Consider the following 15,070-nt stretch of genomic DNA (forward strand, 5'->3'; position numbering starts at 1 on the left):
TCATCCACAACTTTAAGCGATTGACCTCAGATGAGTTTTGTAATGATGTTTTTGTTCCATAATATTTCCCACCATGGTCGCTAGATATTAGTATATGGGACTTTCGTTGAAACTGTAGTACCGTTAACAATCAGGTAATTGTATAAATGTCGCTACGTTAAACTATGCCTTATAAATAAGTTAAAATGCTTAGAAGGTAAATTGAGCCAGCAAAAAAATACTAAGCCTTGTACTATTAAACAGCCTGCCGCAATTCTTCTTCATGCATAACCTGCGGACTCGTGTTTTCTTCTCTTCGTTGACAGATGTTATTCCAAATAAGAGCAGAAATAACAAGTAAGGTCCCTACTATATCAAAGATTGTTATTTTATATCCTTGTACCACCATAATGACTAATGTAGTAATTGGAACGAAGTTAATAAATAAAATTCCATTAATGGATGATAGGATTTTCACACCGTAATTCCAACTAAGCAATGCTACAATACCCGGCAGTGTCATCATAAACAATAAATCATATTTAATAGCAAAAATCGTTTCCATACTTGGGACTAATACAACCCCTTGTATCGTCATGATTATTGTGATGATACCTGTTACAGCTGTGCCAAATACACATGTTAAAGTGGAATAGCGCAGAGTAGACCAATCATTAAATGTTTGACCGCCCATTGTATAGATGACCCACCCAACAACACCAATTAAAATGAATGCGAGCGAAACCAGATTATGTTTTAGTGTAAGAAAGAAACCCATATCGCCTTTTGTAATAACAAATATAGCCCCAACAAAAGCAATGATCATACTACTAATCATATACTTCTTCGGTTTCACATGTTTATACCCCCAAAGAATAGCAATCGAAATCATCGGCATGAGCGCTTCCATAATCGACGCTACCATAACACCGGATTTCCCCATTAACATTTGGCCTAAGAAAACAAGCACGTTGTAAACTGTAAACGCCATCGTCCCAAAAAAGACGAGCAATTTACCTTTCCCTTCTAAACGAAATGCTTTCTTCCCTTCTTTCATCCATAATAAAATGACTAATACAATCGATACCGCTCCATATCGAATCGTTGAAAAATAGAGCGGATTTATATATTCAAGCGCATGATCTGCAACTGGAAACATGGCTCCCCATGACATACTTGCAATTAAACATGCGATCACGCCTACTACTATTTGATTTTTTCTCACTGTTTTTCCTCATTTCTATATAACCCTATCAATTATGCCTCGTCATGATTGCGACCGGAATCGGTTTTGTGCTTTCGCCGCACGATGTGGCTCACTCAGTCATTGCCACAGGACGTGGCGTTTTTAAACTGAGTTCCTCTATTGCACAATGAGAATTATAAAAAAGAAAATACATCACGTAAAATGATTGAAAGTGATATTAACTATCATTTATAATGATAGTTTTTAAGGGGGTAATGCTCGATGGAACTACGAGATTTACAGATTTTCAAAAGCGTCGCAAATAACGGGAGCGTTAGCCATGCTGCAAAAGAATTAAATTATGTACAATCCAATGTAACTGCACGTATTAAGCTATTAGAAAAGGAGCTCAAAACGCCGCTATTTTATCGCCATAAAAAAGGGATGACATTAAATCCAGAAGGGCGAAAAATGCTTACTTACGTTAATAAAATTTTGCAAGATGTCGAGGAAATGAAACAAGTATTTTTAGATAGTGATACACCGACTGGTACTTTAAAAATCGGTACAGTCGAAACAGTAAGTATATTACCTACCATTCTAGCGTCCTACTATAAAGGATATCCGAATGTCGACTTAACACTACAAGCTGGTTTAACTGAGGAACTTATCAAAGAAGTAGCGGATCACCAATTAGATGGGGCTTTTATAACTGGACCGATTAAACATCCAGTTTTAGAACAATATGATGTGTATACAGAAAACCTCGTTCTCCTATCACAAAACAAATCCTTTCATATTGAGGAATTTATGTCTACACCAATTCTTGTTTCTAATCAAGGTTGCGGCTATCGATCCAAGCTAGAACTCTGGCTCAAAGATGAAGGTTTATTGCCAAAAAGAATTATGGAATTTAATATTTTAGAGACAATTTTAAACAGTGTTGCAATTGGTCTTGGCGTTACACTTGTACCACAATCAGCCGCTGAACATCTTTCTACTACAGGCAAGGTTTATTGTCATCCAATTCCTAAAAAATACGGTACGATTTCAACCGTCTTTATTCGACGAAAAGATGCATATATGACAAATTCGATGGAATGTTTTTTAAAAACAATTGCTGAGCATTAGTATATATAGGGTTATTTCTTTTTTGCGTGATATCGAAAGAGAAGTAGATCCAAACAATAGGAGAGTGGTTTTGATAACATATATAGAGAATGCCGAAAGCTTACGACCTGAAATTGAAGTAGCAACAGGCAAAATGAATGAAGCTGTCTTAAGAAATCAACGCCCGAACATCGCTGATAGAAGAGCAAGAATCACTGATAAGCATCGAACATCGCTGATAGAAGAGTAACAATCGCTGATAAAGAGTCGAACATCGCTGATAGAAGAGGAAGAATCGCTGATAAAGCATCGAACATCGCTGATAGAAGAGTAACAATCGCTGATAAAGAGTCGAACATCGCTGATAGAAGAGCAAAAATCGCTGATAAAGCATCGAACATCGCTGATAGAAGAGTAACAATCGCTTCTCCATTCCAGATAAAAAAATAGTAAAAGAAAGATTACAGACAATCATCCATACAGATTTTTCATAAGAGCATTTTGATCCAAAGAAATAAATCATGATATTAAGAAATCTAAAAAGCGTGTTTTGATTATAAATTAAACCAAAACACGCTCTTATTAAAAATAGATTAACTTCTAGCAAAGTTCTTAATTCCTTAATAAAATTAATTTTTGGCGTGTTCTACATCCCGAGCAGCCCGTCAAAGTAAATAGAGCAATAGCTATTCAGCTGTTTAATTTTCAATGAAACAGCTCCTCGTAGTCTAAGTCAGGATTTTAAAAAATGCTTGCCGTGTCTTGTATTGCATATTTTTCAACTATTATGAACTCTATTTTGCATTTTTGTCAGGTTGATGAATTCCGAATATATTGCCTTCAGTATCAATATAGTATCCTTGCCACGCCATTCCTGGTAGTGCATATTTCGGCATTGCAACCGTGCCCCCAGTCTCAAGAATTTTAGCTTCTGTTATATCATAATTTTCCACACCCATTGTACAAGCAAATCCATTTAAGGCTTGGTTTGGTTCCGGAGAGGTACCTTGACGTTGCATTAAAGCACCATTAATTCCAAGCTCGTCCTCAGTGCCAGTCACCGCTCCAAAGTAAGGCATTCCAGCATAATCACTCCAGTCTTGAAATGACCATCCGAATACCTCTCCATAAAATTTCTTTGCACGTTCCATGTCACTTACATGAATTTCAAAATGAACTAATCTTCCCATGATATCCTCCTAAAACTAAAGAATTAAATTACTCACTGTGTTTGAGTATAATCACTATATATTATTATTACAAAGAATGGAAATAAAAAAGCAGAGAAATTATATGATAAATCGAGAATAAACATTCTAATGCTTGTTCCCGATTTTGGTTCTATTACTTTTAGTTAGTTTACAGCGTTTAAATGATTTTTTAAATACTGAATAAATGGATGCTCTTCTATATCTGATTTGCGTGTACATATAAATAAACTTTGCTGAATATCTGCCTGTTCAACATACACCCGAGCTAGTTTCTTATTTGCTATACTTTCCGTTACACTGTAGGACGGGGCTAAAGTCATACCGTATCCTGCTTCTACTACTTTAATCGATTCATGTAAGCCCTGCATTTGAAGTCCTAATTTAGGTAATTGACCGTTAAACGTGTAAAAAACCGACTCCAATAAATCAAGTGTCGAACTTCCACGTTCCCGATAAATAAAGTCCTCATTCGATAATTTATTAATGGGGACAATTTGATTTGCTAAAGAATGTGATGGGTGAACAACAAACCAAAACGGGATATCTACTATTTTTTCAAACCGTAAATCAGGGTGACGCATTTTATTTTGCACGACAAAACCAAGATCTACTTCATAACTCAGAACTTGCTCTTCCACAGATTTTACATTGCCTAAAGATACAATAAATTCAACACGAGGATTAGCAAGCTTATACGTTGCTATAATAGGCGGGAGTATATAGTTTATTGGTATGTAGGAAGAAGCAATATGTATTTTTTCTTCTTTCGCTAAAAATTTACCGAGCTTGTCATCAATTTGTGCTTCTAAATAAAATAAACGCATTCCTTGCTCATACAAAAACTTCCCCTCAGGCGTTAATTGAATGCCACGTCCTTTTCCTTCGATCAATTTTGCCCCGATTTCGCTTTCTAATTTTCGTATTTGAATTGTGACAGCTGGTTGGCTAAGAAGCATTTTATTCGCTGCTGCGGTAATTCCTCCAAGCTTTGCTACATTCGTAAAAATCCTTAATGCATGCAAATTCATTTCATTCACACCTTTCCATCCATAAATTATATTTATGAATAAGCAATTATTATATATTTGTTTTATGTATTAGTTAGCAGTAATTTAAGTATGAGGTGATTTGATGGAAATTTTACTACATGAATGGTTATCAGTAAATGGGTTTATGTTATTTACAATTGGCTTACTCGCAGCAATTATTGGTGTTCTTTTCGGTGCTGCCGGCTTCGTTTTGCTACCCGCAATGTTACTTATTGGCATTCCAATTCATACAACGGTAGCAGTTAATAAATTCGCGACTGGAATTTCAGCCCTATCCAATGTTGTATCGTTTATAATTAAAGGACATTTATCAGTAAAAAAATTCACATCTTTAATTATGCTATCTAGTTTTGGAGGTTTATTTGGCGCATTTTTAGCCACCCGGTTATCAGAGCAAGTCATGAATGTTGTAGCTTGCGTATTCTTAATTTTCGCATTTTTCATTGTACTTTGCAGTAATAAATTTATAGTAAAGGATATAAAAGAAACGGAGGAGCAACCAATTAATAAACTCATTCCGTTTGTGATTTCAATATATGACGGTGGTTTTGGACCAGGCTCAGCCCTAATGCATGTAACCTATCATCTTAAAAAGCAATATAACTATATAAAAGCAGTTGAGGTAACAAGAATTATTACGTTTTCAAGTTGTACAGGTGCATTTCTCTTTTACTACTTTACGGGCATTGTTAATTGGGGAATCGCAATTCCTGTTTCAATTGGCTCAATTGTTGGCTCGTTTTTAGGTTTAAAAATCATTCCATATATCAAAACGAAATGGATTCAAATTTTATTACCCATTATTTTTTTCTTGCTAATTGTTCAGGTCGTATCAGATTTATTGATATAACACCCATTGGCTAATATACGTTATTTGGCTTGTTGTGCAAATTTATCTTACTAGTAAAGACACAGCGTTATTTTTGTTTATTACATCAAAAAAGGTTGGGCAGTTAGTTAGGATGAAAGAAAATAACTGTCTTTGTCTGAATGAATGTTACATAAAAAATTCTACACCACTTACTGGTCTTGCAAAAAAAGTGTTCTAATTGCAAGAAAGCAGTCTAAAAAACTGAAATAAAAAAGCAGATTTGGACAATGAAATATTCCCCAAATCTACTTTTTTAAGTAATATATATTGAAAACAGGCTATATTTTTAACTCTTTTATCCCTGCTTTTAATGTGTCTGCATCTACTTTTAATGTTCCCCAGCTGTCTTTAGCTGATTTCACATTAGGTAGTAAAAATTTGAATTTATTTTGTTCCGCTTTTGCAGATGCATTCTCGATATGTCTTAGTACGCCTGAATATTGAGAGTCTAAATCATTCCATTGTGTAGACATAAAAGTAAGAGCGTTAATAGCATCATCGAGTGCATTGTACATTTCACTAATATTACTATGTGCAATGCCAACTACACGATTTAATGTTGTTTTATAATCGACTGTCTGATTTAATTGTGCTAATAACGGTTCTAACTGACCTAATTGATCTCTTGCTATCCCTAACATAATACCACCAGCAATCCACGTAGGAATAGAGGGCACAGATACTGTTATTATTCCATCAGACTCTAATTTTTTATAATAGTTTACTGATTCTAAAACTTCTTTTAGTCGCTTTTGATCATCCTCAACTGCAACCCCCTGATTTTTTAAAATCGACTGTAAAAGATCTTTGTTACTGCCGAATGCTCTTACATCTTGTCCAATAGCGTCTCTTAATTTAGTTAATTCTGCTATTAATTGTTGTGCATATTTTTGATTTTGTTGAATTTCTTCGCGTAAATCTGAAATCCCTTCTATTAACGTCTCTCCATCTCCTGTATGAATGGCCTCTACAATTATGTCATAATAATTTTCAAATTTAGTGTCGTATTCAATAATACCTGTCAATGTATCTATCAGCTGTTTTTTTACTTTTGTATCCCATGTAAGGGCATGTGCTCTTGCATCTTTTTGATCCTGCATAATTTTACCAGGTAAATTCGGATAACCTTTAATGTTAATTCCTTCAAAGTTGACATCTGGATTCTTAATTAACATATAAGAATAGGCATTCATAGATTTCGCAAAAAGCCCCGCCATTTGCAAAGTTTCTCTCATTTTCGCTTCGTTTGCTGAAAGAGATGTATCACTATTGTTAGTTTGCTCAATCTTACTTGTCTCTGCAAATGCTGCTACTGGAGAGATTACAGAAGTTGTTGTCAAGGTTAAAAGCGTCGATACAGCGAGTACTTTGTAAAGAGATTTTTTTTTCATTTTGTATTCCTCCTAGCTGTCTTTCAATTCTTTTCTTCTTGTTTAAAGGCAATGTCTTTTGCAATAAATTCTGCATCTTGATGAATATCATTCCAACTCTGTTTAGCTGCTTTTAAATCATCAGGTATTAAAGAGAGCTTATGTTCTTGCATTTGATCGATATTATCATATAAATCTTTATAATTTGCCCCCATTGTATTCCATTGTTGCTGAATATTCGTTAGAGACATTATCGCTTGATCCACTGTTTGATACAAATACGTCAAAGTGTCTTTAGCGTTAGTAAGTGCAATAACTGCTTGGTTAGCAAAATCGGCTTTCATCGTTAATTCTCCGATTTTATTAGAAATTTCGTTATAGGAGTTCATATGACTAGATGCTGTAACTCCAGCTGCTGTTCCTAAACCAATACCAGCAGAACCTAGAACTGCAAGGCCTCCTACAACTGCCGGTGTAGCTGTTCCGCCAGTCACAACGATTACTACTCCTCCTGCAATCGTTCCAATAACTAAAACAGCTGCTCCCAAGCCTCCACCAATTGACCATGCTAGTACATTGTCAAAATGTGCCTTCTGAGTGGAACGCAAATTCTCAATTTCAGCTTGAAGCTGTGGAATCAATGCTTGTTTTCCCGCTAATATTGCCGTTAATCCACCTTTCCCATCTGGTCCGCCAATATTATTTTTAAAGTCGATCGTATTTGTATACAGTTTTGTTTTGAAGGCTTCTAACATTTTAATCACTTCTGTAACTTCTTTCGAATTTGTATGAATTGTACTGATTAAATCGCCTATACCTTCTTTTAAGCCTTCCTTATCTTTCTTTTTTACAGTGTCTATCAATGTGTCGTAATAGTTATTAAATTGTTCATCATAATTTACAATATTACGTGCTGTTTTTTGAATTTTTGGCTTTGCCGTATCTAACCAATAATTCGCATGGATTCGAGACAGTTCCTGATTAAGGTGAATATTTTTGATTAATTCTCCCCCGTCTGAACCTAAATCAATATTGGATAGATTTACATTCGGCTGTTTAATCATTGTTTTTGCGTACAAATCCATTACAAGAATATGAGATCCTGTTTCAGCTAACGCTTTTTTCAGTCCTTCAGGTCCTAATGTATAATAATTTCCTATTTTTTGTTCCTGAGTAATGTGTTCTTGCGCAAGTGCATGAATAGTGCCACTGTTAGTAGCGGTTATAACCGTTGCTAAAGTTGCCACAGTTAATACTTTAAAAGGAAATTTCTTCATATTAAACTCCTCCAAATCTTCGATAGATTTTTATAATTTCACAACATTAAAATTTATCAACTTGTTCCTCTAGTTGACTTATTATATTTTTCAATTGTCTTAATGTATCTTTTTGAGACGAATTGTCAGTAGTATCAGCATCAGTACTTAATTTTTTGATACTATTTTTTATTAAATTCAAGTCTTCTTTATAGCGTTTCAATAGGTCAATTTCTACATCCACTTGGCTAGCAAATGTATGTAAATCATGTTGCATAAGAAGTAGCATTGATTTTTGTAAATCTGCTATCGTTAGTTTCGTTGTTAAATCATATAATTTTTGATTTTGTTGCCCTAAATCATCTAAGTATGCTCGTTGTTCTGCCTTTAGCTTATTTACTTCAGCGAAGGTACTATATGTTTTTTTGATTTTTTCTGGGTCAATTGCTTTCATAAGGTCATACTCTTTCGCTTTTGTAGCAGCCGCTGCAGCAATTTCACCTTTTTTATTTTTCTCAATGGCTTCACGAGCTTCTTTTTTAGCAGCCTCAATCTCTAAAGCAGATTTACCCTTTTCTTTTGCTTCTTGCTCTGCTTTTTCCTCAGCCTCTAGAATAGATTTATTAATTTCTTTTCCTTTGTTATACGCCGCCGCCGCTGTTTGTGCAGCTGGGTCGATAATATCTTTTGCAAGACTATAAATCTCTTGGAATATTTTAAGTCCTTGTACATTTAAAGCTCCCGGCAGTAATGCCATTTGCTGTAAATCATGTTGAATTAATTTTTTAGTAGCTAGTAATTCGTCTTTTAGCTTGTCTATCTTGCCCGTTCCCTCTAGACTTAGTACTCCCTGAGCTTTTGTCACATCCGTATCGAGATCTTTAAGTTTTTTTTCAAGCTGTAATTTAAGGTCTGTTAATTCATTAATTTGAAGTTGCACATTTTCTTGATTCGTTATAGCCATTTCTTGAAGGACTTCTAATCTATCCAAAAAACCTTCTCTATCGTCCTTATTATCTACATACCCTTTCAATGTTGGATAATAATTATTAAATTTAGTGGCAAACCCTTTACTTTTTGAATTTATTAGCATTAACTTTGGATAATGTTCCGATGACCATTCTTTCATATCCTGTTTTATTAGAAATTGCTCTGTGTTTAAAGCTGGTACTTCCTCTAGCTGTACATTAGGGCTTATTAAAGCCTGATCTATATATAGTTGAATCAATTTAGACTGTGCACCTAATTTTCGTAAAGATGAGGAAATAGCGATGTTCTCTTCTTGGACTTCCGCCTGAACTAAAGGCGTTGTAAAAGTATGTATAGGAATAGCCCCCGTTGTAAAAATGGACGTTATCATTAACCCTGTAATTATTTTCTTTTTCATGTTGTTTACCTCCTTCTATAATATTTTTCAAAGTAATTTATGCAATTACTTCTTAAGTCCCTCTACTATACTTATTGTTTCAGGAAAGATCCTTGCCAAAATGATTTATACTTTCCTACAATGTAAATTTTAGGTATTGTCACAATTTTTGGCAAACTGCAGTGTAAAGAATCTATTTTATGTGTAAAATAGTTAATTCTCGCTGTAATATTGATTTTAAAGTAGATTAATAGGAACAAAATTAACATGAATGTGCCATAATATGGCGAAAATAAGCAGATTGAAATTGCAATAATGACATATTTTTGCCAACGGAATAGGCAATAAATCTTCAAAATTTAGACATATTGGTTATTTTAGAAAGGACGTATTTATTGCTTTCCATTCCTTATCAGATAGATAACTAAAGAACCAATTGCCACTTAAAGATTGGCAATTGGTTCTTAGAATAGATTTTTAATTATTTAGTAAAAACTGATTAGCCCCGACTTTAAAAGGTGTAGATTAAGACTATACTTTCATCCAGCGCGCATTTCTCCCTTTTGAAATAAGTTTAATTTCACCTAATAGTTGCAAATCAGTTAAAGCTTTACTAATAGTACTTTCAGCTATATCTGGGTAAATGCTTCGAATGCATTCTTTTGTAAATGGTTGCTTCTGATGATGAATAAAATGTTGAATTCGCTCAACCTTCGTATGTTTACATATAGAATCCAGTACTCTGCTATGTAGATCCTCATAAGCTTCTAAAATAATAAGTAAAAACTCTTTTAGCCAGAAGCTACTATTATGACCATTACAATACCAATTAACCGATGATTTAAATATGGCTTCATAGTATTCTGACTCTCTCTTCTTTATATATTCATCTAAACAAACATATTTTACAAATGTATGTCCGCTTTTTACTAATAGTAATTGCATTAACATAAGTGTTAATCTACCATTGCCTTGACTAAAAGGAATTATGCAATAAAAGTTCAATATAAAGCGAGCTATTAATATAAGTGTAGGTAATTCTTTTTTACGATGTAATAAATTGTACTGGTTACATAGTTGTTCTATTGCCCGCGGAATATTTTCAGGTGGAAAAGGACGATAACAAATTGTATGCATCCCTTTTTCGGGAAGTCCTGGGATAGAAAATGGCTTTTGGCGCCATTTTGCACCGTCAGAGGTATTATAATGAATTAATTGGAAATGCAATTCTTGTATAGTATCTGGACTTATAGAAAAAGTACAAGATTTTTTATGTACTAAAGATAAAGTTTCATAATAACAAAATATTGCATCTTCGGAAATTGATTGGGGCATCATATCATCTAAAATAAGTTCTTTTAATCGCTTATTTGAAACTTTTATATCCTCATAAACTGAAATATAGTTTTTTATGTATTGTAGGGGTATAGCTTTTTCAAGGCTAGTGAATATGTCAGGTCTTTGCTCTTTATAAGCGGTCAACATTCCTTTATATTCACTAATTTCACTGACCAAGTTTATTAGTTGTTGCTCAATATTTATGTACGGCTCTTCGAAATAATTTCTCATTTTGTTCCTCCTGTTACTATCTCTCAATGCTCTATTACAATAATAAATTTTTGTTGTTTGGCTTTCCTAATGTTATTCAGTATTACGATTCAAATAACATCCGGTTTAATAGAGCTTTTACTTTCTAAAAAAAGAGGATTAATTTATTTTTCAAATTTTTGTATAAAATTTAGACTGATTTATTCAAAAAGTGGATGTATCGTAAATATAGATGTTAGACATTAGACATTATTAAATATCGGAATATTATCTTTTAAGTGTACTGATTTTTATTATTTTTTGTGACATTTTATATATATTTTTTCTTCCCGCTATATAATCATCCATTTTAACGAAAGGATGTTGAACAACTAAACCCGCTTCGTTAGTTCAATTTACTTCAACAAAAAGAGCGTTAATCCCTTGTTGGATCAACGCTTTAAAATTTCTAATTAAACTATACCGATTGGATCTGTTTAACCTTTTGAATTATTAGGATTTTCAAGAATAAAACTAAAAAGAACAATGTATGTACTATACTAAATATAATCAGTCCTGATGTGACATCGGGTTCTTTTTTAAAGTTGAATAACGAAGGAACTCCCACGTAAAAAGGTAGTAAAACGTAAATGTAATACATTACTCCAAAGTATAATACTAGTAAGAAAATGATCACACAAAATCTACTGAAACTAGGTTTCGCAAAAGCTACCCTATGCCTTCCTTTTGCTAAATTATAGCATGTTAATCCTAATACAGAGATTAAAATAATACAAATGAAGATTGTGATACCAAGAATTATCTTAGCGGCAGAATTCACCTTTGGAAAATCCTTACCTAATAAAGATTTAGGGGTTCCTCCTTCCACTATTCTAAATAAATTAAATCCAGAATGGTATGTTATACCCTGTTTCGAATTTGATAAGAGAACAAGACCAAAGGATTTATCAGAAGAAAGGACCATCGTTGAAGTGAAGCCTGGTAACCCACCCTCCATATACATATTATGAGGATATACATACCAATTGTACCCTACTCCATATTTATTAGCTTTGAATATTTCAGTAATACTATTTGAACGAATCAGATTACCCGTAGGCGTTATTCCCCCGTTGAGTAAACACATCATAAACTTTGCTAAATCTGTGGCATTTGAGGATAACCCAGCCGAGCTAGATGTAGCATAGACTAGCTTCTCCTCATAGGGTTTAATTTTCCCCCATTGATAGCGATGCCCCATTGCTGTATTGGAAAGGTGATGATTATCAAATGTAAAATACCCTGTTCTGTTCATTCCGAGAGGCTTAAAAATATTGTCATCCATATATTTTATAAAAGGAACACCTGAAACTTCCTCAATAATTATTTGTAACAAATCTGTATTCATATTGGTGTATTCAAACGTTTCACCAGGTTTTGCAACTAACATAACATTACCTAGTTTATCACTAATTTGCTCTATAATCTCCCGGCGATCTACACTTTTAACATCATGAACATTGAGACGACTTGGCAAACCACTCGAGTGATTAAGTAAATGTTTAATAGTAATTTGATTTGACATGAAAGCATCTCTTGTCTTAAACCAAGGAAGATGGTCAACAACAGGATCTTCTATACTTAAAAATCCTTTCTCCTGAAGCTGCATAATAGCTAATGTGGTAAACACTTTAGAAAGCGATCCTAAGTTAAAGTTTGTATTTTCGTCAATCTGCTGGGTATCTTCTCGTATATCTAAAATTCCAAAACCTTTAGAATAAATAATCCCATTAGAATCAACTAGCGCAAAGGCAATCCCCGGAATATCATGTGTTTTCATGTTGCTCTCAATTTCAACTTCAATCAGTTTTATTTTCTCATCCCTATCACTTATTGTTGCCAAAACTTTATCTGTAGACATAATTAGTAAAATACAGAGAATGCTAGTAATTAAAACTATAATCTTTTTAATCATACTTCCCCCTACTCTTTAATATTAAACCACTCTACATCTAGTAATGTTTTAACTACTGTACGAAGTATCAAAAGTTTTTTTAAGGAATCTTTTTCGATAAAAAAATAAACAATGTTGCGAACTTGGACTATTACTGATGTTGCAACATTGTTTTCTTATTATGAATTGTTTTTTTCGATTCCATTTAATTTATATGTTGTTGCTGTTGACATTGTTGTATAGAAAGTTCTCTTATTGTACTAGGCATAATTTATGTTAGCAATCGTTGCTACAGCCCTTTAATAAAAATACTCACTGGTATAATGGCCCTTTTCAGATAATATTCCAATTATCGTTTTACCTCTTAAAATATGTCACTATCTTCTCTATAATTCTAACAAAAGCACCCAATTTCCTTATAGAAAGTTTGACCCAATACAGCAAAAGAGCGCCATCCTCCCTGGATAACGCCCGATTCTTGAAGCTACTGTAGCATGCGTAATTTTTTAACAGGCTTAGATGTATCTTCTTCACCTACACGATACTTTCCCATTAATGCTCAAATTTTCCCTGCTACATCTTGCATAGGTGTGTCCTTGCTCCATTTTCCCAATCAAATAGAGATTTACTTGCAAAAAAAATAAAATATAGCTTTACAATAAAGAATGATTAAAAGTGCCTTCAGCTTTGCTTAACAGCAAATGAAAAAACTCCATTTTGAAAAAAATTAATCAAAATGAAGTTCATTTTAGTTAAGTATGAGAGTTTTATAAAAAAGTTTGATCATTTCTAGTGTTGTTCCACAATTGCGCCCGTTGAATGCAATTTTATAGACTTTCAAATTCCCTATTTTCGATTAGATATTACTCCAAATTTGATGCTTTAATATATGTTTGCCCTTGTAGTGTTAGTTTTAAAAATAAAAACTACTAGACAACGACAGAATAAGAATGGGGAATCTACAAGCAAGATAACCTTGTACTAACTAAAGCATTTTTTGAAAAAAGATACATCAAAATATGCTTTTTCTAATGATTTGACAATATTAACTGTTCAAACTTTTGTAACCCAGCTTTTTCTCCGAATAAAATCTTTTCTAAAGTAAGGGTTAACAAATATGGTGTCTTGTTTAACTCGTTATCCGTAAAGTCTAGGTTATTTAGTATTATTATAGCTTTGTTACTCTCCTTATAACTAATTAAAACTGAATAATAACCTGCCCAATATCCATCGTGAAGAATAATCTTCTTATATTGAGGATGGTCCTCTATTTTCCAACCAAGTCCATATCCTCCTAAATTTTCGTGCAAACAAGGACAATACCCATTAGCAGCTTCTCCTTTAATGAAAACTGGATCTATAATACTTTCCTTTGTTTGTTCTGATACTAGATCATTATTATAAATAGCACGCTCCCATTTCAGCAAATCATCTACGGTGGATTTTATACCACCATCACCTTTAACACCACCGAAGAAGTAAACATACTTATGTTCTTCCATTTCAGTTGGTAGTCTATACAAGTCCTGTTCCCAATCATAGATAAAACCTGACGAAAAGTTTTCAATTTCGCTATCTAGAAATTGTGAATATGTTGATGTATTGAACATATTTAAAGGTGTGAATATTCTTTTCTGTAAAAACTCTCCGTACTCTATTCTAGAAACCATTTCTATGATTTCTGCAAGTAATACATACCCTGTATTACAATACTCCCACTTTTCATTCACGTGGAATAACACTTCTGGCTTTTCATCTTTCAAAAATTTAACTACATCTTTATTCGTTGCAATTCTATTTGGATCCCAGTTACTTGGATGTTCAAACCATTCCATGTAATCCGGAAGTCCAGAAGTGTGAGTTAACAGATTTTTAATAGTAATGTTTTCATAAGGGAGAAAAGGAAAAAACTTTTTAAGATTATCATCTATCGTAAGTTTTTTCTCCTCAATTAGTATCATAATTGCCATTGCTGTAAAGCTCTTTGAAAGCGAGGCAATTTCGAAGACTGCATCAAGAGACTGTTTACTTGAGTTATTTCTCTTACCAATTGCTCTCTTGTAAAATGTTTTGCCTTCCTCAGATAATAGTACAACCCCGCTAAATAGCCTATTTTGTTCCAAGAAGTCTAATACCTTATCTAGCTCTTTACGTTTCAAATTTTGATTCATATTTCGATGACCTCCATTTA

Annotated in this window: 12 protein-coding genes; 3 read left to right on the forward strand and 9 right to left on the reverse strand. The window is 33.5% G+C overall.

Annotation, left to right across the window (positions count from 1 at the left end):
* Nucleotides 1-235 precede the first annotated feature (235 nt).
* Nucleotides 236-1,204 (reverse strand): DMT family transporter, encoded by a 969-nt coding sequence (locus C7Y47_RS08800; RefSeq protein WP_142508426.1) that lies wholly within the window; start codon nt 1,202-1,204, stop codon nt 236-238.
* Between the two features lie 243 nt (nt 1,205-1,447).
* Here C7Y47_RS08800 and C7Y47_RS08805 point away from each other — a divergent pair, with 243 nt between their 5' ends.
* Together C7Y47_RS08805 and C7Y47_RS24895 are read left to right on the forward strand one after the other, a co-directional pair.
* Nucleotides 1,448-2,296, forward strand: a complete 849-nt coding sequence (locus tag C7Y47_RS08805; RefSeq protein ID WP_142508427.1) for a LysR family transcriptional regulator — start codon at nt 1,448-1,450, stop codon at nt 2,294-2,296.
* 70 nt (nt 2,297-2,366) lie between these two features.
* The gene (locus C7Y47_RS24895) at nt 2,367-2,525 is read left to right on the forward strand and encodes a hypothetical protein (protein WP_185903440.1); all 159 of its coding nucleotides are present in this window, start codon (nt 2,367-2,369) and stop codon (nt 2,523-2,525) included.
* 544 nt (nt 2,526-3,069) lie between these two features.
* On the opposite strand, the gene C7Y47_RS08810 is transcribed toward C7Y47_RS24895, so the two are convergent.
* Both C7Y47_RS08810 and C7Y47_RS08815 read right to left on the reverse strand, forming a co-directional pair.
* The gene (locus tag C7Y47_RS08810; protein ID WP_142508428.1) at nt 3,070-3,465 is read right to left on the reverse strand and encodes a VOC family protein; all 396 of its coding nucleotides are present in this window, start codon (nt 3,463-3,465) and stop codon (nt 3,070-3,072) included.
* A gap of 164 nt (nt 3,466-3,629) precedes the next feature.
* Nucleotides 3,630-4,514 carry a LysR family transcriptional regulator gene (locus C7Y47_RS08815; protein WP_142508429.1) on the reverse strand — a complete coding sequence of 295 codons (885 nt, stop codon included), beginning with the start codon at nt 4,512-4,514 and terminating at the stop codon, nt 3,630-3,632.
* Nucleotides 4,515-4,617: 103 nt separating this feature from the next.
* Between C7Y47_RS08815 and C7Y47_RS08820 the strand changes: the two genes are divergently transcribed.
* Nucleotides 4,618-5,385, forward strand: a complete 768-nt coding sequence (locus C7Y47_RS08820; RefSeq protein WP_142508430.1) for a sulfite exporter TauE/SafE family protein — start codon at nt 4,618-4,620, stop codon at nt 5,383-5,385.
* Between the two features lie 299 nt (nt 5,386-5,684).
* On the opposite strand, the gene hblA is transcribed toward C7Y47_RS08820, so the two are convergent.
* The 6 genes from hblA to C7Y47_RS08850 form a co-directional block, all read right to left on the reverse strand.
* Complete coding sequence (gene hblA, locus C7Y47_RS08825) at nt 5,685-6,797, reverse strand: hemolysin BL binding component B (RefSeq protein WP_142508431.1); 1,113 nt, start codon at nt 6,795-6,797, stop codon at nt 5,685-5,687.
* A 23-nt stretch (nt 6,798-6,820) separates the two neighbouring features.
* The gene (gene hblD, locus C7Y47_RS08830; RefSeq protein WP_142508432.1) at nt 6,821-8,053 is read right to left on the reverse strand and encodes a hemolysin BL lytic component L1; all 1,233 of its coding nucleotides are present in this window, start codon (nt 8,051-8,053) and stop codon (nt 6,821-6,823) included.
* A gap of 46 nt (nt 8,054-8,099) precedes the next feature.
* Entirely contained in the window at nt 8,100-9,419 is a 1,320-nt protein-coding gene (gene hblC, locus C7Y47_RS08835) for a hemolysin BL lytic component L2 (RefSeq protein WP_142508433.1), read from the reverse strand.
* Between the two features lie 510 nt (nt 9,420-9,929).
* The gene (locus tag C7Y47_RS08840) at nt 9,930-10,967 is read right to left on the reverse strand and encodes a Fic family protein (protein WP_142508434.1); all 1,038 of its coding nucleotides are present in this window, start codon (nt 10,965-10,967) and stop codon (nt 9,930-9,932) included.
* Between the two features lie 436 nt (nt 10,968-11,403).
* The gene (locus C7Y47_RS08845; protein ID WP_142508435.1) at nt 11,404-12,900 is read right to left on the reverse strand and encodes a serine hydrolase domain-containing protein; all 1,497 of its coding nucleotides are present in this window, start codon (nt 12,898-12,900) and stop codon (nt 11,404-11,406) included.
* Nucleotides 12,901-13,907: 1,007 nt separating this feature from the next.
* Complete coding sequence (locus C7Y47_RS08850) at nt 13,908-15,050, reverse strand: serine hydrolase domain-containing protein (protein WP_142508436.1); 1,143 nt, start codon at nt 15,048-15,050, stop codon at nt 13,908-13,910.
* Between the last annotated feature and the right edge of the window lie 20 nt (nt 15,051-15,070).

Origin of the sequence: Lysinibacillus sphaericus (assembly GCF_006864135.1) — a bacterium.
Taxonomy (GTDB): domain Bacteria; phylum Bacillota; class Bacilli; order Bacillales_A; family Planococcaceae; genus Lysinibacillus.

Coding starts and splice junctions, on each gene's coding strand:
- hblD (WP_142508432.1), bottom strand. CDS start 8,053: ATGAAGAAATTTCCTTTTAAAGTATTAACTGTGGCAACTTTAGCAACG.
- hblC (WP_142508433.1), bottom strand. CDS start 9,419: ATGAAAAAGAAAATAATTACAGGGTTAATGATAACGTCCATTTTTACA.
- C7Y47_RS08845 (WP_142508435.1), bottom strand. CDS start 12,900: ATGATTAAAAAGATTATAGTTTTAATTACTAGCATTCTCTGTATTTTA.
- hblA (WP_142508431.1), bottom strand. CDS start 6,797: ATGAAAAAAAAATCTCTTTACAAAGTACTCGCTGTATCGACGCTTTTA.
- C7Y47_RS08805 (WP_142508427.1), top strand. CDS start 1,448: ATGGAACTACGAGATTTACAGATTTTCAAAAGCGTCGCAAATAACGGG.
- C7Y47_RS08820 (WP_142508430.1), top strand. CDS start 4,618: ATGGAAATTTTACTACATGAATGGTTATCAGTAAATGGGTTTATGTTA.
- C7Y47_RS08815 (WP_142508429.1), bottom strand. CDS start 4,514: ATGAATTTGCATGCATTAAGGATTTTTACGAATGTAGCAAAGCTTGGA.
- C7Y47_RS08850 (WP_142508436.1), bottom strand. CDS start 15,050: ATGAATCAAAATTTGAAACGTAAAGAGCTAGATAAGGTATTAGACTTC.
- C7Y47_RS08810 (WP_142508428.1), bottom strand. CDS start 3,465: ATGGGAAGATTAGTTCATTTTGAAATTCATGTAAGTGACATGGAACGT.
- C7Y47_RS08840 (WP_142508434.1), bottom strand. CDS start 10,967: ATGAGAAATTATTTCGAAGAGCCGTACATAAATATTGAGCAACAACTA.